The following is a 16,914-nucleotide window of genomic DNA, read 5'->3' as shown; positions in this document are numbered from 1 at the left end:
CTTCAACGCCTGCTGGGCTGTGGTATGTCGGGAGACTAGCGAGCCCCACTGACAACGCCTCGCCGCGGGTGTGCACCCCCCCGTCGCCGAGTGGCGTTCCGGGCCGGAAACGCCGCTGCCCCCGGTCCGTGCGGGACCGGGGTCAGCGGGCGGGGCGTAGGGGGGTCAGCGGGCGGAGGCGGTCTCCGCGGCCTTCTGCGGAGCGGCGCTGGCGGCGGCCCCTCCGACGACGCGCGGGCCGTGGCCGGAGCGCAGCCCTAGCCAGCTGATAACGGCGACCAGCGCGAACGCGGCGGCACCGATCCAGAAGGTGAGGGTGAACCCGGACTCGGCGGGCAGCGGTGGAACTCCCTTGGGAAGGTGCTCGATCGTCTTGGACGCCAGGATCGTGGTGACGATGGCGCTGCCGATCGCGCTGCCGGTGGAGCGGGAGATGGAGTTGATGCCGTTGGCGATGCCGCTCTGGTGGTGCGGGACGCTCGACATGATCACCGCGGGCATGGCCGCGTAGCCGAAGCTGACGGCCGCGCCGACGACGACGCCCGCGCCGATCACGGAGGCGGTGTGGCCGTGGTCGAGAGCCAGCCACCCGAAGCCGGCGGCGCCGAGCGCGGCGGCGACGGCGAGGGCCAGGCGCGGCCCGCGGTGGCGCACCAGCTGGCCGCCCACGGGGGAGGCGAGCAGGGAGACGATGGCGCCGGGCAGCAGGAACTGGACGGAGGCGCGCAGGATGGAGGCGTCGAAGCCGTAGCCGGTGAGCTTCTGCGGCATCTGGACCAGGTAGGAGACGCCGAGGAAGTTCGCGAACATGCCGAACCCGACGAGGATGCCGGCCAGGTTGGCCATCAGCACCGGGCGGTGCACGAACATCTTCATGTCGACGAGCGGTTCGGCGACCTTGCGCTCGACCAGGACCCAGACGGCCGTCATGACGGCGGCGCCGGCGAAGCTGCCCAGGGTGCGGGCGGAGGACCAGCCCCACTCGTGGCCCTGGGAGATGGGCAGCAGGAGCAGCAGCAGGGCGATGCCGAGGGTCAGCGCCCCGAGGAAGTCGGTGCGGCCGCCGGTCTTGTGACGGGTCGCCGGGACCAGGAAGACGACGGCGAGCAGGGCCAGCGTGGCGAAGCCGGTGGCCATCCAGAAGGCGTTGCGGTAGTCGGCGTTCTCGCCGGAGGTCAGCAGGCCGGTGGCGACCAGCGCCAGGCCGCTGCCGAACGCGAGGGTGCCGCTGACCAGCGCCATCGCGCCGGGCAGCTTCTGCGGGCGGACCTCCTCGCGCAGGACGGAGAGGGCCAGCGGGAAGATGGCGGTGGCGGAGCCCTGGAGCACCCGGCCCAGGATCAGCAGGGGCAGCGAGCTCGCGAGCGCCGCGACCACGGAACCCGCGACCATCACGCCGAGGACGGCCACCAGGGTGGGCTTCTTGCCGTGCTGGTCGCCGAAGCGGCCGAGCAGCGGGGTGAAGACCGCGGCGGACAGCAGGGTGGCGGTGGTCACCCAGCTGACGTTGGCGGTGGTGGTGCCGAGGTCGTTGCGGATCAGGCCCAGGATCGGTACGGGCAGGGTCTGCATCATCGACACGACCATGGCGGCGAGGCTCAGGGCGAAGACGATGACCGTCTCGTTCCTGCTCCTGCCTTCTGCGGGGGCGGATGCGGCGGAGCTCATGGCTGCGGGGACCTTCTCAGTGCTTCGGTGCTTCGGAATCCTGCGCCCGGTTGTTTGAGGACGCAGATGTTTCATGTCATCAAGTACTTCCCCGAAGGTAGCCAGAGATGCTTAAGGTGGTCAAGTAAAAGGTTGATAATGTCAACGATCCTCGAGTAGGGTCCGAGCCATGAGCACCACCGCGACGCACCGCCCCGCCAAGCTGGAACTGCTGGAACTGCTCGCCGCCATCGGCACGGCCCAGTGGCGGGACTTCGCCGCCGCGGCCGCCCGGTACGGGCTGACCTCCACCCAGGCCAAGGTCCTGGCCCAGCTCGACGGCCCGGTGCCCATGCGCGGCCTGGCCTCCCTGCTCGCCTGTGACGCCTCGAACGTCACGGGGATCGTGGACCGGCTGGAGGCGCGCGGGCTGGTGCGGCGCGAGCCCGAGCCGAGGGACCGCCGGGTCAAGAACGTCGTCGCGACCGACGAGGGCCGCGAGACCATGCGGCGGGTGCGCGAGGAGATGCAGGCCACGCACGGGGCGCTGGACACCCTGGACGAGACGGAGGGTGCGACCCTCTACGCCCTGCTGGAGCGCCTGCGCCCGGCGATGGAGCGCCGGCCGGAGGCCTGAGGCCGCGGCTCAGTCCTGGGCGACGGAGTCCACGGCCGCGTCCAGGGCGGCCGTCAGGCGGCCCAGGCGTTCTTGCAGCTCGCGGATCTCGGCGAGCTCGAACCCGGTGGCCCGCGCGATCCTGCGCGGCACCTCCGCGGCGCGCTCCCGCAGGGCCGCGCCCCGCTCCGTGAGCACCGCGTGCACGGACCGCTCGTCCTGCGTGCTGCGCTCGCGGCGGACCAGTCCGGCCGCCTCCAGCCGCTTGAGCAGGGGGGAGAGGGTGCCGGAGTCGAGCCGCAGGTGCTGCCCCAGCTGCTTGACCGGCATCGTCCCGTGCTCCCAGAGCACCAGCATCACCAGGTACTGGGGGTAGGTCAGCTCCAGGTCCTTGAGGATGACCCGGTAGAGCCCGCCGAAGGCGCGGTTCGCGGCGCCCAGCGCGAAGCAGATCTGCCCGTCGAGGCGGAGGAAGTCCTGGTCGCGGAGGGTGTCGCCGGGCTCGGTCATGGGCTGCTCCGTCATGGGCGCCAGTCTACCCGAGCCGCCTTGTAAGCGATTGAGTTGTGCACAACTGAATTGTGTGCTCTATTTGTGGTCGAGGGCCGGCCGCCGGCCGCCCCGCCCCTCTGAAAGGACCTCCCGATGGACGCGCTGTACACCGCCGTCGCCACCGCCAACGGCCGCGAGGGCCGCGCCGTCAGCTCCGACGGCCAGATCGACCTCGCGCTCGCCATGCCCCCGGCGCTCGGCGGCAACGGCCAGGGCACCAACCCCGAGCAGCTCTTCGCCGCCGGGTACGCCGCCTGCTTCGCCAGCGCGCTGGGCCTGGTCGGCCGTCAGGCCAAGGTGGACACCGGTGACATCTCCGTCACCGCCGAGGCCTCCATCGGCCAGGACGCGACCGGCTTCGGCCTCGCCGTCACCCTGCGCATCGAGCTCCCCGAGTCCCTGGAGGGCGAGACCGGCGCCCTGCTCGTCAAGCAGGCGCACGAGGTCTGCCCGTACTCCAAGGCCACCCGCGGCAACATCCCCGTCGAGCTCGTCATCGAGTAACCGGCCCGCCCGAGCCGCTCAGGCGGTGCGCCGCGCGGCCACCACCGCGCAGGCCACCGCCAGCGGCAGCTCCGCCCCGGCCGCCAGCAGCAGCGCCAGCCCCTGCTCGCCGGTCCCCAGAGAGGTCGTGACGTCGAACCAGGCGTCCATCGCCAGCAGCGCCGCCGTCGCCGCCGCCACCGGCGCCACCCGCGGATCGCCCGTGCGCAGCAGCAGGCCCGTCCCCGTCAGCCCGGCCGCGAGCATCGCGTCCAGGCCTATCCAGGCGGTGGACCAGTGGGACACCCCGGCCGTCCGCGGCATCGTCTGCGCCAGCACCACCATCCACGGCAGCAGCGCCAGCCCGCACCCGGTGAACACCGTCGCGGGGCGGGGCAGCCCCCGGCCCGCCCACCCGGACCGCGGCCGGCCGGCCGCCGTGCGCAGGGCGGCGGCGGGGCGGCGGACCTGGAACTGCGGGGCGGCGAGGGCCATGGCGGCGGGTCTCCTTCCGGGCCGGCGGTCCGTCCGCCGGGCACACCACCACTGTGTCCGCCCGCGCCCTCACGATCACTAGCCCCATCGTCCGAACCGGGGGTGGCACCAGCTACACCCCCCACCGGGCACCAGGGGGGTGGCGGCCACCCTGACCTGTGCGATTACCGTACGGGTATGGCAACTTGGAGCGCGCTGAAGCGCTCGTACACCTGGATCGCGGGGCACACCCCGTGGTCGGCCTGGGCCTGGCGCAACACGGCTTTCAGCGTCGCGGCGATCCCGCCCGCGCTGCCGGTCGCCACCGGATTCCTCCTGCTGACCGCGACCCCCGCCCGCAGCGGCCTCCCGCTCCTGCTCGCCCTCCTGCTCTGCCCGCTGCTGACCGGGCTCCAGCGCAGCCGCTTCCGGGTCCTGCTCGGACTCGACGTGCCGCCCGTCGTCCACACCCACCCCTGGCGGACCGTCCGCGGACTGGCCGAACGGCTGCGCTCCGAAGCCACCCGGCGCCAGTACGCCTACCACCTCGCCGTCAGCCCGCTCGCCGCCCTCGGCGCAGCCGCGCTCGTGCTCACCTGGGCCGGCGGCCTGGCCGCGGCCTCCGCGTACGCCTGGGTCTGGATGCTCCCCTCCGACGGCGAACTCCCCGACTTCGGCTGGACCCGCCAGTACGACCTCCTCACCGCCGGCGGCGTCCTCGTGCTGCTCGCCGCACCCTGGATGGCCGCGCTCCTGACCCGGCTCGACGCCCTCGCCGCCGCCTCCCTCCTCGGCCCCAACCGGGCCCGCGAGCTCCAGCGGCGCGTCGAGGACCTCGCCGAGAGCCGTGCCGGAGTGCTCGACGCAGCCGACATCGAACGCCGCCGCATCGAACGCGACCTCCACGACGGCGCGCAACAGCGCCTCGTCTCCCTCGCCATGAACCTCGGCATCGCCCGTGCCACCCTCCCCGGACTCCCGCCCGAGGCCAAGGCCGTCATCGACGAGGCCCACCGCGAGGCGAAGGAGGCCATCGAGGAACTCAGCAACCTCGTACGGGGCCTGCACCCGGCCGTCCTGGAGGACCGCGGCCTCGACGCCGCGCTCTCCGGGATCGCCGCCCGCGCCCCGCTGCCCGTCGAACTCACCGTGGACCTCGCCGAACGTCCCGGCCCCACCATCGAGGCCGTCGCCTACTTCGTCGTCTCCGAGGCCCTTGCCAACGTCGCCAAGCACGCCCGCGCCGACCGCTGTTCGGTCACCGTCGCCCGGGTCCCGGGCGGCCGCCGCGGCGACCTGCTGCGCGTCGTCGTCACCGACGACGGGGTGGGCGGCGCGGACCCGGCCGGCGGCACCGGCCTGACCGGCCTGCGCAAACGCGTAGGGTCGGTCGACGGAACCATTCTGATCAACAGCCCCGAAGGGGGCCCGACCGTCGTCACCGTGGAGCTGCCGTGCGGGCTGTGATCGCCGAGGACTCCGTCCTCCTGCGCATAGGTCTTGTCAAAGTCCTGGAAATGGCCGGATTCGAGGTGGCCGCCGAGACCGGCGACGCCGAGGGACTGCTCGCCGCCGTCGAGGAGCACCGGCCCGACCTCGCCCTCGTCGACGTCCGGATGCCGCCCGGATTCACCGACGAGGGCGTCCGGGCCGCCCTGATGATCCGCAGTCAGAGCCCGGGCACGGCCGTGCTGCTGCTCTCCCAGTTCGTGGAGGAGCGCTACGCGGCCGACCTGCTGTCCTCCCGGAGCGGCGCGGGCATCGGCTATCTGCTCAAGCAGCGCGTCGCCGACGTCGAGGAGTTCATCGACGCCCTGCGCCGCGTCGCGGCCGGCGGCACCGCCCTCGACCCGCAGGTCGTGGCCCAGCTGCTGCTCAGGCGCGGCGGACCGGACCCCCTGGAGCGGCTCACCCCGCGCGAGCGCGAGGTCCTGGCCCTGATGGCCGAGGGCCGCTCCAACGCGGGGATCGCGGACGGGCTCGTGGTGAGCGAGAGCGCTGTGGCCAAGCACATCAACAACATCTTCGCCAAGCTCGACCTGCCCCCGGCCGCGGAGGCCCACCGGCGGGTCCTCGCCGTCCTGCGGTTCCTGGACGGTGCCTCGTGAGCGGCCCCAACGGCCCGGCCGCCGGCGCCGGGAGCGGACCGCGCCTGGCCTGGTACACGGCCGCGGCGCTGAGCGCCGTCCTCGTGGTGGCGGCGGCCGGCTGGCAGGTACGGGCGGACGTCGGCGCGCAGAGCGCCACGGTGACAGGCGGCAGTGCCGGGCGGACCGTGGGCGCGCTGGAGGTCGTCGGCGGCGAGTCGGACGTGACGATCACCCCGCGCGGGGACGGGGCGGTCGGTTACCGGGCCGACATGACCTGGTCCTGGAGCAAGCCGGCCGTCGAGGAGAGCTGGCTCGGCGACACCCTGAAGCTGACCCCGCGCTGCCCCGAGGGCGACTTCGGGATCACCAGCGGCACCGGGTGCTCGGTCCGTCTCGCGGTGACCGTGCCCACCGGGATGCCGGTCAGGGTCTCCGGCGGCTCCGGCCGGGTCACCGTCAGCGGCCTCGCCGGCACCGTCGACGCCGACATGGGATCGGGCGCCCTGGTCCTCGCCGCTCTGCGCGGCCCCCTGCGGGCCCGGGTCGGCTCGGGCACCCTGGACGCCTCCGGGCTGGCCGTCGCCCAGGCCGACGTCCGCGCCGACTCCGGTCACGCGAAGCTCGCCTTCGCGGCCCCGCCGGACCGGGTCGCCGGCCACGTCGGCGCGGGCCGTCTGGAGATCACCCTCCCGACGGCCACCCGCTACCGCGTCACCTGCCGGGCGGGCGCGGGCCGTTGCGAGACCGAGGACGCCCTGCGCGACCCCTCGGCCGGCCGCATCCTGGACCTGGACGCGGAGGCCGGCCACGCGAGCGCGGTCTCCCGCGCCGCGTCACCCTGATCCGCGCCGGTCAGACGATGTGCCGCCCGCCGTCGACCGTGAGCACGTCCCCCGTCGTGTAGGCGGCGTCCACCAGGTACAGCGTCGCCTCCGCCACGTCCCGGGGCGTGCCCACCCGGCGCAGCGGGGTGTTCTCGGTGATCCACTCGCGGGAGCTCTCCCAGACCTCCTCGGCGCCCTCGTACCAGGGGGTGTCGATCAGCCCGGGTGCCACGGCGTTGACGCGGACCGACGGGCCCAGCTGCGAGGCGAGCAGCCGGGTCATGTGGTTGACGGCGGCCTTGCTCACGGCGTAGGGGACCGAACTCCCCAGGGCCCGGGTCGCGGACACCGAGGAGATGTTGACGACGCAGCCCGCACCGGACTCGCGCAGGTGCGGGACGGCCGCGGTGATCATCTGCCAGGCCCCGATCACGTTGACGTCGAAGATCTCCCGCCACGCCGCCGCGTCGGCGGCCTCCAGGTCGCCGAGCGGGATGAAGCGGGTCACGCCCGCGTTGTTGACGAGGATGTCCAGCCGGCCGCAGGCCTCGATCGCGGTCCGCACGATCCGCCGCGCGTCCTCGGCGTCGGAGACGTCCCCCTGTACGTACACGGCGTCCGGGAGCCGCGCGGCGAGCTCCTTGCCGGCTTCCGCGCTGCGCGCGGAGTTGACGACCACACGTATCCCCTCGGCGGCCAGCCGCTCGGCGACGGCGGCTCCGATCCCCGAGGAAGAACCGGTGACCAGGGCGACGCGACTCTCGCTCATCTTCTCTCCTCCAGCTGCGGGTCAGCGGTGCGGGGCCGCACCGGAGCCACAACCTATCGCATCGCGGAAAGTGTTTTCCGTAATACGGAGCATGCCGGGGCCCCTGGCTCAGCGTCGCTCCAGCAGCCCCCGTACGTAGGCCGCCTGGCCCGCGTGCTGGAGGTCGTCGGCCAGGACGCTCACGAGGCGGACCCCGAGGGTGACCGGAGGGTCCCAGCGTTCGTCGACGATCCGCTCCAGGTCGGCGGCGGCCAGAGCGCGGACGAAGCGCAGGGAGGCCCCGTGCACGGCGTCGTAGTAGTCCAGCAGCAGTTCGGCCGAGTCGACGCGGACGCTCCCGGCCTGCTTCGCCGTGTGCCCGTAGCCGTGGTCGGCGACGGGCAGCGGCAGGGCGAAGCGGTTGGCCCAGCCGGCGGACCGCCAGAGCTGGTCCTGCCCCGCGGCGCCGGCCACGTGGTCGTCCTGGATCCGGGTCAGGTGCCACACGAGCCAGGCGATCGAGTTCGCCTCCGGGTCGGGGCGGGCGTTGAGCTGCTCGGCCGTGAGCCCGCCCACCGTCTCGTGGACCACCTCCCGGATCCGCCCGAAGCCGTCCGCGAGTACCTCCGTGGCCTTCATGTGCCGTCCCCAGCCGTAGTCCGTAGCGGTGTCCGTGGCGATCCGCTGCCGGAACCACCATGCAAGGCCCCGCCCTGCCGGGCGGGGCGACACTCCGTCAGCGGCGGCGGGCGCGGCGCAGGAGGATCCCGGCCGCCGCGCCCAGCAGGGCGATCCCGGCCACGCCGGCGGTGGTCCACCAGCCGGTGGAGACGCCGCCCGGCGCCGGATCCGCCGAAGCCGTGGAGGCGGGCGGGGCGGAGGGGGCGGGCGGGCCCGCCGCGACCACCGGAGGCGGGGCCGTGGGGGAGGCGGGTGCGGAGGAGGCGGGGGCGGGCGCCGGGTCGGTCACCGGGACGCCGATCTCCTTGCGGGCGCGGCCCAGGGAGGGGAAGCCCGCCTCCACGGTGACCGTCCAGGTGCCGGCCGGAAGCGTCTCGGCCGTGGTCCAGCCCGCCGCACGGCCGGGATCGCGCACCAGCTTCCAGGGGCCCTCGGTTCGGCTGCCGTCGGCGCTGACGGCGTTCACGGTGGCGGCCACGGCCTCCTCGACGGCGTCCCCGTCGTTCTCCCAGGTGACGTCGGCGGTGACGTGCCCGGCCCGCTCCCCGGTGATCACCACGTTCAGGGTGTCGCCGTGGGCCTCGGCGGGCCCGGCCGTGACGACGACGGCGACGGCGGTCAGGGCCAGGGCGGTGAGGGCGTGCGCGGTCAGGGTTGGCAGGGCGGCGCGCCGGATACGGGCCGGGGCGGTGCTCGGAGTGCTCACGGTGCTCCAGATGAGGTGGAGTGCGGGAGGGGGTACGGAAGGCGGGCGGCCCTAGGGGAGTAGGGCCGCCCGCCGGTCGTCGGGGTCAGGCGGCCTTGCGGGCCGTCCAGACCTGCGCCGGACGGCCGTCCGCGCGCTGGAGTTCGAGCAGCCAGTCCCCGTAATAGGGCCGGTTGCTCACCGCGAGGGCGAACCCGCCGCTCGGGTCGGAGACGGTCACCGCGCCGTCGCGCGAGGAGAGCTTCCACCGCTGCGCGGCCGAGCCGGCCGCGCAGGGCTGCTGCGCGATCCACATCCCCGCGGCCGGGGCACCGCCGGGCTGCAGGCACTTGCCGGAGACCGCCGAGCGGATCCGCACGAGGCCGCTGCCGGCGTCGTCGAAGTACCACTGCTGCTGCGCGTAGCCGTTGGACCGGCCGCCGACCAGGACCGTCCCGTCGGCGGTGCGGCCGCCCCACAGTTCGGCGGCCATGCCGCTGCTGCCGTTGCCGAGCACGTAGCGGGTGCCCGGGGTGGTCGTGGCGCCGCCGCCGGAGTCGGCCGTGCGGAAGGACGTGGCCTTGCCGGGGCCGCTGTCACGGCCCGAGGTGTCGCGGACCGAGACGGCCGCCGTGTACGCGGTGCCGGGGCGGAGGTTGTAGACGCGCAGGGAGGTGGACTGGACCCACGTCAGGTGCCTGTCGTCGAGCAGGACCTGGTACCAGGCGGCCCCCTCGACCTGGGGCCAGCTCAGGACCACGGAGTCCGGCTGGATCTGTCCGGCCGTCACCACCGGTCCGCCCGAGGGCTTCTTGGTGGGCGAAGGCGTGGGCTTCGGGGAGGGCCCCGGGTTCGGGTCGGTGCCGTCCCCGCCCTCCGTGCGCATCAGGAACTGGTTGTCGGCGATGTTCCAGTGCGTGGCCAGGTAGCTGCCGGGCTGCGGGCTGGTGTGGAAGTAGTCGTCGTGGTTGCAGTCGAGGATGTTCTCCTTCGCCTGGTTGTTGCAGACGTAGCGCATCTGCGGGTAGTACGGCGTGTCCGAGTAGCACATGACGTCGTACTCGTCCGTGCAGTGCGCGCCCCGGCTGGTGTTGGGCGCGCTGTTGTTGACCGCGCCCAGGTTGTGGCCGAGTTCGTGCGCGGCGGTGTGGCCGCCCCAGCAGCCGGAGTCGGTACGGCCGTAGGAGGGGCCGAAGTTGCTGAGGTTGTCCTGGCCGTGGCGCTCGTCGCCGTTGAAGGTGCCGATGCCGCAGTAGACCTGGGTGTCCGCGAAGATCATGTACTTGCGGTCGCGACGGTTCAGCCCCTTGCCGGCCAGCGCGTTGTTGGTGGCGCTGAACTCCGCGAGCGCGGAGTCCGGGAGCTCGATGTCCAGTACCGACGGGGTGCAGTCGGCGGCCGTCACGTAGCGGATGTGGCGGATGCCGCCGGTCTCCTTGGCGCTGGCCGCGTAGATCATGTCGGCGTCCACGGCCCACTTGCGGAACGAGGCCGCGTACTCGGCGTAGCGGTCGCGGCCGGGGCCGTGCGCGTAGACGACCTGGATGCGGTTGCCGGTGCTGCCGTCGCCGTCGCACTGGACGGTCTGTCCGGCCGGGCCGGTGGCGACCGCCTGGCCGCCGGACGGCGCGGCCGGGGCCTTGGCGCTCGGCGCGAGGCTGCGGGCGTCGGCGGCGGGCGCGTCCTGAGGACGCCCGCCGCCGTCCGTGGCGGCCGGGTCGGCGGAGGCGGGGGCGGCCGGATCGGCCGCCGCGGCCTTGGAGTTGACCACGGGCGGGACATCGGCCTTGACGTCGACGCCCTTGGGCGGGGCGTCGGGGCCGTGGGTGCACAGGCCGGACTGGGTGCGGTAGACGCCGGCGCAGCGGTCGCCCTTGGGGGCGGTGTCGAGGCCGTCGTAGACCATGCCCTTGGCGTCCTCGTTCGCGGGCTTCTGCGCGAGCGGGGCCGGGTCCTGGTCGCGGGCCGGTGCGGCGGCCGGCTCCGCGGCGGCGGCCGGGGCTCCGGCCAGTGCGGGGGTGCTCGCCCCGGCGTCGGGGGCGAGGCGGGAGTAGGCGAGACCGCCCGCGAGCAGCGCCGCCGACGCCGCCGCGGCGGTCAGGAGTATCAGCTTCCGCGGTGTGCGGCGTTGGTCGGTCCGGCGGCGCCGGCCCTTGGGTCGTGCTGTCATGCGCACCTCAAGTCCTGGTCAGGGGAGTGGGTGCGCAGAAGCGTGCCAGACGAGCGCCGTGGAGAATTCGGACAAACGGGAGCCGGGCCCGGGAAATCTATCCGTTACCTTCGGGCCGGATTTGATGAACTGTCAAGTTGCTTTGAAAATAGGGGAGTTACGCGCGTCGCGCGGAAAAGGTCCAGGCCAATAAAGGGAGGTCGTTATAAAATCGAGATAACAGGTGGAACCTTGTTGACGGCAATTCAGTCAGGTATTCATTCAAAAACTACCTGCCGAATTCCTCCCGTCACAGGCCGTGGGTGCCCAGGCCGCCCGGCGGAGCGGCGCAGGCTTGGGCACCCGTACGGACTACCGGGCGGCGTCCCGCTCCCAGAGGTAGAAGCGGTGGGCCATCGCGTCCTTGGGGCTCCGCCAGGTCTCCGGGTCGTGCGGGCTGACGTACGCCTGGAGCCGGTCGCTCAGGTCACGGAACTCCGGGTGCCCGACGACCTTCGCGATGGCCGGACCGGGATCGCTGTCGCACTCGACCAGGTGCATGTACACCTCCCCGAACTGGAAGAGGCTGCGCCGCCGGACGCCGACCAGGTGCGGCAGCTCGCCGGCGTCCGAGGCGGCGAACAGGCGGGCGATGTCGGGCGCGGAACCGGGCGCCATCCGGGCCACGATGAGGGCTTGGTGCATCGAGGGTCGCCTTTCGGGTGGGGCGGGGAGGGGGACGACGCGGGGGAGGGGGGATCAGGGCCGGCCCGCCGGCGACTTGGCCTTCGCCCGGTGCGCCCGCTCGATCTTGTCCCGGATCAACTCCATCTGGATCTTGGAGTTCTTGTTGATGCGGTCGGTCATCCCCGCGTCGTCGATCGGCGCGTCCGGCTTCATCGCGAAGTCCTGCACCCACCGCATCCGGGTCCCGCCCGGCACCTCGCCGTACTCCCAGTGGATGTTCATGTGCGCGAACGGGCCGGTCTCCACCCGGCGCGCCTTCACCGTGAGCCCCGCGCGGTCCACCGTCCGCTCCGAGACCCAGCTCCACACCACCCCGTTCTCGTCGGGGTGCATGGCCAGGCGGAACCGGGTGGTGTTCCCCGCCTGCTCCAGGATCTCGACGGAGGCGTACTCGCTGAACAGCTCGGGCCAGTTCGGCAGGTCGTTCGTGACGTCCCAGACGACGTCCACGGGCGCCTTGACGGTGATCTCGTTGTCGGTGTGACCGGGCATCTCAGGCTCCTGTCATGAGGCTGTTGTTGACGAGGTCGACGAACTCGCGCGGGCTCTTGCAGCGGTCGGCGTCCGCGGGAAGCGCCCGGCCGCGCCGGTTCTCCAGCTCGCCCACGATCCCGAGCAGGCCCAGCGAATCCAGGCCGTAGTCGTCGAACCGCGAGTCCGGACGGCTCGTCAGCTCGGCGGGGTCGACGGTGATGCCGGCGCCCTTCATCAGGGTCGCCAGCTCTTCCATGGTCAGTCGGTCGGACATCGTGCCTTCTCTCTCCTGCTTCCGCGCCGGCCGGTCGCCCGCGCGGCCCTGAGGAACCGGGTACGGATCACTGCGCGCCGGACTCAAGGCCCCTTGCGCAGGACGAGTGCCGCGTTGGACCCCATCCGGCCGCGGCTCAGGACGAGCGCGGTCCGCAGGGGGGCGACGCGGGCGCTGCCGGTGACCACGTCGAGGTCGTGGCAGACGTCGAAGACGTTCGGCGTGGGCGGCACGACGCCGTGCTCCAGCGCCAGGACCGCGGCGGCCGCGTCCAGGGTCCCGGCCGCGCAGTACGCCCGCCCGGTACCGGACTTGGGCGCCGTCACCGGCACCTTCGACCCGTGGGCCCCCAGCGCCGACCGCAGCGCCGCGGCCTCGGCCGCGTCCGCCTCGGGCGTGCCCAGGGCGTCCGCGAAGACCACGTCCACCTCCTCCGGAGCGCAGCCCGCCTCCCGCAGCGCACCGCGGACGGCATGCGCCAGCCCTTCGGAGTCGCCCGGGCGGCCCGGCGGGGTGAAGGTGGCGCAGTGCCCGGCCACCAGGGCCCGGACGGGCGCCCCCCGCCGCGCGGCCGTCGCCGCCTCCTCGACGGTGAACATCGCACCGCCCTCGGCCGGGACGAACCCGCAGGCCTTCGCCGTGAAGGGGCGGTAGGCGCGCTCCGGGTCGTCCGCGGTGCTCAGCCCCTCGTACCCCACCTGGCAGACCACCGAGTAGGGGGCGAGAGGGGCCTCCGTCGCGCCGACGAGCATCGCCCGGCTGCCCTGCCGGATGGCCCGTACGGCGTGCGCGAAGGCGTCCAGCCCACCCGCCTCGTCGCTCGCCACCACCCCGCACGGGCCCTTGAACCCCCGCCGGATGGAGATCTGGCCGGTGCTGGCCGCGTAGAACCAGGCGATCGACTGGTACGGGCCGACGTAGCGGGGGCCCTGCCCCCACAGCCGCTGCAGCTCGCGCTGCCCGAACTCGCCGCCGCCCGAGCCGGCCGCCGTCACCACGCCCACCGCGTACGGGTCGTCCTCGTAGTCGGCCCGGCCCAGCCGGGCGTGCTCCAGCGCGAGGTCGGCCGCGGCCAGCGCGTAGTGGCTGAAGCGGTCCGTCTGGACCAGGAACCGCTCTTCCACCAGCGAGCCCGGGTCGAAACCCCGCACCTCGCCCGCCACCCGCACCGGAAGGTGCTCGCAGCCCTGCCGGGTCACCCGGTCCAGGACGCTGGCCCCGGCCTGGGTGGCCTTCCAGAAGGCCTCCGCGCCGATCCCGTTCGGCGCGACCACCCCGATACCGGTGACGGCCGCCACGGGACCGGCAGTACGGCTCTTCACGCGCGTACCTCCTTGGGCTGGGTCAGGACCACGGCGGACTGGAAGCCGCCGAAGCCGCTCCCCACCGACAGCACGTTGCGCAGGGTGTGCCTGCGCGCGGTGCGCGGCACGTAGTCCAGGTCGCATTCCGGGTCGGGGGTCTCGTAGTTCGCGGTCGGCGGCACCACGTGATGGGTCATCGCCAGGACGCAGGCCGCGAGTTCGATCGCCCCGATGGCGCCGAGCGAGTGCCCCACCATGGACTTGATGGAGGTCATCGGCGTCTTGTAGGCGTGGTCCCCGAGCACCCGCTTCACGGCCGCCGTCTCGTGGCGGTCGTTCTGCTTGGTGCCGGAGCCGTGCGCGTTGACGTAGTCGATCTCCCGGGCGTCGACCCGGGCCTGGGCCAGCGCCGTCTCGATCGCCCGGGCCATCTCCAGGCCCTCGGCGGTCAGCCCGGTCATGTGGTGGGCGTTGCCGAAGGTGGCGTAGCCGCCGATCTCGCAGTAGATCCGCGCGCCGCGGGCCCGCGCCCGCTCCAGCTCCTCCAGGACCAGCACGGCCCCGCCCTCGCCGAGGACGAAACCGTCCCGGTCGGCGTCGAAGGGCCGCGAGGCGTGCGCCGGGTCCTCGTTGTTCGCCGAGGTCGCCTTGATGGCGTCGAAGCAGGCCACGGTGATGGGGGAGACGGGGGAGTCGGAGGCACCCGCGATGCAGACGTCCATCCGGCCCTCCTGGATGGAGTGCACCGCGTACCCGACGGCGTCGAGCCCGGAGGTGCAGCCGGTGGACACGGTCTGCACGGGACCGCGCGCCCCGGTCTGCTCCGCCACCGCCGAGGCGAGGGTGGCGGGGGTGAAGGCCCGGTGCAGGAAGGGGGAGGAGAGGCGGTGGTCCACGTCCCACCACGCGCCCCGCTGGCTCACGTCCACGTAGTCGTGCTCCAGCCGGGTGGTGCCGCCGACCGCCGTGCCCAGGGACACGCCGGTGCGCCAGGCGCTCTCGCCGTCCAGCTCCAGGCCGGAGTCGGCCACCGCCTCGCGGGCCGCGACCAGGGCGAACTGGATGTACCGGTCCGCCCGCGCCGCCTCGTCCTCGGTGAAACCGTGCTCGGAAGGGTCGAAGTCGACCTCGGCGGCTATCCGGGAGCGGAACCCGTCCGGGTCGAAGAGGGTGATGCCCCTGGTCGCCGTACGGCCGTTGGACAGCAGGTCCCAGAAGGCGGGGGCGCCGATGCCGCCGGGGGCCACCACCCCCACCCCCGTGACGGCCACCCGCCGGCCGGTCACGAGACGGCCCCCGTCCGCTCCGGAGGGCGCTCCGCCCAGGCGGTGGCGTCCGGGTTCGGGGCCTCCTCCGTGTCCACGTGCCCGAGCTTCGGATCGGGGGCGAGGGGACCGAGGTGGAAGACCATCCGTGCCTCGGTGCCGCCGACGTTGCGGAACCGGTGGCGCATGTTCAGCGGGACCAGCAGCCCCTGGTCCGTGCGCAGCGGGTGGGTCTCCCCGTCGAGGTCGACCTCGAGCGTTCCGGCGACCACGTACACGAACTCCTCGGAGTACGGATGGTAGTGCTCCGCGATCGACTCGCCCGGGGCCATCACCGCCAGCCCCATGAAACCGCTGGTCGAGCCCACCGAGGTCGGGGTGAGGACGGCGCGCAGGTCACCTCCGCGCCTGCGGTTGGGCTGGGTCTCGCTGAGGTCGACGATGCGCGGGTGATGTTTGGTCACAGCGGACTTCCTCCTGGCGGACCGGAGCCCTCTCACGGGCTGCCGGTGGGGGTGGGGGTGGGGGTGGTGCACGGCGCCGGGGCGAGCACCCGCGCGGGGTGCCGCCGCCCGGCCGGTTCAGGACTGCGCCGGAGCCCGGCGGTCGGTGATCAGGTCCATGGGGTACGGGGCGTGCGGAGCGCCGGCCAGCATCCGGTCCAGCACCGCCGCGCCGCGCGGGCCGTCCAGTCCGAAGCCGCCCGCGAAGCGGCCGTCGGCCGGCCCGCTGACGTCGAGAAGGCGGACCACGACGTCGTCCCGCTGGAAGATGCTGCTGCTCAGCACGGGACTGGTGGGGATCTTCGCGGCCTCCTCGTCCTGGCGGGCGAGGAACCGGGCCACGAGCGGGCCGCAGCCCGGCTTGGCCGGGTAGAACAGCGCGTGCCGGGTGATCCGGTCGGGCTGCGGGCCGTGCGCGGCGACGTGGTGGACGGCCGGCAGGCCCGCGCGCATGAAGAACATCCGGGCGGACTCCGGGTCGGTCAGGTCCCGGTCCTGCTCCAGGTACGGGTTGATGGCCTGTTCCACGGCCCGCACCTCGGGCTGCTCCGCGACGTGCCGCAGCGCGGCCGTGAGGTCGCCCTTCACCTCCACGGCCCGCACCACCCGGTTGCCGTGCATGAACAGGGAGGTCCGCAGCAGCCGGGTGTGGTCGTCGACACGGGCGGCCGGGGAGGAGTACGAGGACAGCAGCTCGGCGACCTTCTCCTCGCTGCCCGGCTTGACCGTGAAGGTCAGCGCGTGCCGGACGATGCCCTCACCGAGCCGCGGCGCCTCCTGCAGCCGGCCGCCGAACCCCGCCTGCGGGGCGTCGTAGCGCCGGCCGGTCTCGCGCAGCACCGTGAACTTCAGCGGGCGCATCGAGCGGGCGCAGGCGCCCAGTGGCTTGACCTGCTCGGCGTGCTCCTCGCTGTTGACCCAGGCGAGGTACTGCGGCGCGCTCTCCCACTCGCTGGTGATCAGCCACTGCGAGGGGTTCTCGAAGGACTGGCAGAGCTGGTCGCCCAGATGCCCGGGCACCGAGGCGATGTCGTGCCGCAGCCGCTCGTAGGCCTCGAAGAACCGCTGCTGGGCGCCCTCGTGGAGGTCCATCAGCAGGACGACCCGGAGCATCGAGCCGTCGAACGCGGACTGCGACACCCGTTCGGACAGGGTGGTTGTCATCTGCTCACTCCTTCGTGGGGGCACGGACGCCGGCGCGCACGCGCTCCCCTGCGTCATTCGGCGGCAACTGCCCGGCCGCACGGGGCCCCGTGGCCCGCGGTCACCGGACGCGGACGGTCCGGACGGGAGGGGCCGCCGCTGTCGCTCATCGTCATCCGCCCGGGTACGGATCGCGACATCTCCGGATCAAGCGGGTGACAAGACGCGACTCGCCCGGGCAAGAAGGCTGATCGG

19 protein-coding genes are annotated in these 16,914 nt (G+C 73.5%); 5 read left to right on the top strand and 14 right to left on the bottom strand.

What is annotated here, in order from left to right; all coding sequences use genetic code 11:
- Positions 1-165: 165 nt before the first annotated feature.
- The gene (locus BX286_RS04740; protein ID WP_079424076.1) at positions 166-1,668 is read right to left on the bottom strand and encodes an MFS transporter; all 1,503 of its coding nucleotides are present in this window, start codon (positions 1,666-1,668) and stop codon (positions 166-168) included.
- Between the two features lie 169 nt (positions 1,669-1,837).
- Between BX286_RS04740 and BX286_RS04735 the strand changes: the two genes are divergently transcribed.
- Positions 1,838-2,284 carry a MarR family winged helix-turn-helix transcriptional regulator gene (locus BX286_RS04735; RefSeq protein ID WP_079424074.1) on the top strand — a complete coding sequence of 149 codons (447 nt, stop codon included), beginning with the start codon at positions 1,838-1,840 and terminating at the stop codon, positions 2,282-2,284.
- A gap of 9 nt (positions 2,285-2,293) precedes the next feature.
- Here the strand turns inward: BX286_RS04735 and BX286_RS04730 are convergent, their stop codons facing one another.
- Entirely contained in the window at positions 2,294-2,788 is a 495-nt protein-coding gene (locus BX286_RS04730; RefSeq protein ID WP_121014607.1) for a MarR family winged helix-turn-helix transcriptional regulator, read from the bottom strand.
- 120 nt (positions 2,789-2,908) lie between these two features.
- Here BX286_RS04730 and BX286_RS04725 point away from each other — a divergent pair, with 120 nt between their 5' ends.
- The gene (locus tag BX286_RS04725) at positions 2,909-3,319 is read left to right on the top strand and encodes an organic hydroperoxide resistance protein (protein ID WP_079424070.1); all 411 of its coding nucleotides are present in this window, start codon (positions 2,909-2,911) and stop codon (positions 3,317-3,319) included.
- A gap of 18 nt (positions 3,320-3,337) precedes the next feature.
- Here BX286_RS04725 and BX286_RS04720 read toward each other — a convergent pair whose 3' ends face one another.
- Entirely contained in the window at positions 3,338-3,793 is a 456-nt protein-coding gene (locus BX286_RS04720) for a hypothetical protein (protein WP_079424069.1), read from the bottom strand.
- Between the two features lie 177 nt (positions 3,794-3,970).
- Here BX286_RS04720 and BX286_RS04715 point away from each other — a divergent pair, with 177 nt between their 5' ends.
- The 3 genes from BX286_RS04715 to BX286_RS04705 are packed head-to-tail and all read left to right on the top strand — an operon-like array spanning position 3,971 to position 6,704.
- The gene (locus BX286_RS04715) at positions 3,971-5,239 is read left to right on the top strand and encodes a sensor histidine kinase (protein WP_100864719.1); all 1,269 of its coding nucleotides are present in this window, start codon (positions 3,971-3,973) and stop codon (positions 5,237-5,239) included.
- Positions 5,227-5,880 (top strand): response regulator transcription factor, encoded by a 654-nt coding sequence (locus BX286_RS04710; RefSeq protein ID WP_079424065.1) that lies wholly within the window; start codon positions 5,227-5,229, stop codon positions 5,878-5,880. Before BX286_RS04715 ends, BX286_RS04710 begins: the two co-directional genes overlap by 13 nt.
- Positions 5,877-6,704, top strand: coding sequence for a hypothetical protein (locus BX286_RS04705; RefSeq protein ID WP_121014606.1), 828 nt, complete (start codon positions 5,877-5,879; stop codon positions 6,702-6,704). Before BX286_RS04710 ends, BX286_RS04705 begins: the two co-directional genes overlap by 4 nt.
- 10 nt (positions 6,705-6,714) lie before the next feature.
- Here BX286_RS04705 and BX286_RS04700 read toward each other — a convergent pair whose 3' ends face one another.
- The 11 genes from BX286_RS04700 to BX286_RS04650 all read right to left on the bottom strand — a co-directional run bounded on the left by BX286_RS04700 (position 6,715) and on the right by BX286_RS04650 (position 16,680).
- Positions 6,715-7,455: an SDR family NAD(P)-dependent oxidoreductase gene (locus BX286_RS04700; protein ID WP_121014605.1), complete on the bottom strand. Its 741-nt coding sequence runs from the start codon at positions 7,453-7,455 to the stop codon at positions 6,715-6,717.
- Between the two features lie 108 nt (positions 7,456-7,563).
- A complete protein-coding gene (locus tag BX286_RS04695) occupies positions 7,564-8,073 on the bottom strand; it encodes a mycothiol transferase (RefSeq protein WP_121014604.1) in 510 nt (169 codons plus the stop codon).
- A 97-nt stretch (positions 8,074-8,170) separates the two neighbouring features.
- The gene (locus BX286_RS36395; protein WP_121014603.1) at positions 8,171-8,821 is read right to left on the bottom strand and encodes a hypothetical protein; all 651 of its coding nucleotides are present in this window, start codon (positions 8,819-8,821) and stop codon (positions 8,171-8,173) included.
- A gap of 85 nt (positions 8,822-8,906) precedes the next feature.
- Positions 8,907-10,970, bottom strand: a complete 2,064-nt coding sequence (locus BX286_RS04685; RefSeq protein ID WP_237292599.1) for an RICIN domain-containing protein — start codon at positions 10,968-10,970, stop codon at positions 8,907-8,909.
- Between the two features lie 351 nt (positions 10,971-11,321).
- Positions 11,322-11,654, bottom strand: coding sequence for a TcmI family type II polyketide cyclase (locus tag BX286_RS04680; RefSeq protein WP_079424055.1), 333 nt, complete (start codon positions 11,652-11,654; stop codon positions 11,322-11,324).
- A gap of 54 nt (positions 11,655-11,708) precedes the next feature.
- Complete coding sequence (locus BX286_RS04675; protein ID WP_079424053.1) at positions 11,709-12,188, bottom strand: SRPBCC family protein; 480 nt, start codon at positions 12,186-12,188, stop codon at positions 11,709-11,711.
- Between the two features lies 1 nt (position 12,189).
- A complete protein-coding gene (locus tag BX286_RS04670; RefSeq protein ID WP_079424051.1) occupies positions 12,190-12,444 on the bottom strand; it encodes an acyl carrier protein in 255 nt (84 codons plus the stop codon).
- 83 nt (positions 12,445-12,527) lie between these two features.
- Complete coding sequence (locus tag BX286_RS04665; RefSeq protein ID WP_185117339.1) at positions 12,528-13,766, bottom strand: beta-ketoacyl synthase N-terminal-like domain-containing protein; 1,239 nt, start codon at positions 13,764-13,766, stop codon at positions 12,528-12,530.
- Positions 13,763-15,034 carry a beta-ketoacyl synthase gene (locus tag BX286_RS04660; RefSeq protein ID WP_079424047.1) on the bottom strand — a complete coding sequence of 424 codons (1,272 nt, stop codon included), beginning with the start codon at positions 15,032-15,034 and terminating at the stop codon, positions 13,763-13,765. The genes BX286_RS04665 and BX286_RS04660 overlap by 4 nt, the downstream gene beginning before the upstream one ends.
- The gene (locus BX286_RS04655; RefSeq protein ID WP_079424045.1) at positions 15,031-15,477 is read right to left on the bottom strand and encodes a cupin domain-containing protein; all 447 of its coding nucleotides are present in this window, start codon (positions 15,475-15,477) and stop codon (positions 15,031-15,033) included. The genes BX286_RS04660 and BX286_RS04655 overlap by 4 nt, the downstream gene beginning before the upstream one ends.
- A 117-nt stretch (positions 15,478-15,594) precedes the next feature.
- The gene (locus BX286_RS04650; protein ID WP_079424043.1) at positions 15,595-16,680 is read right to left on the bottom strand and encodes a SchA/CurD-like domain-containing protein; all 1,086 of its coding nucleotides are present in this window, start codon (positions 16,678-16,680) and stop codon (positions 15,595-15,597) included.
- Between the last annotated feature and the right edge of the window lie 234 nt (positions 16,681-16,914).

Source organism: Streptomyces sp. 3211.6, assembly GCF_003634815.1.
GTDB lineage: Bacteria > Actinomycetota > Actinomycetes > Streptomycetales > Streptomycetaceae > Streptomyces > Streptomyces katrae_A.
This window is presented reverse-complemented; position numbering and strand designations above follow the sequence as displayed.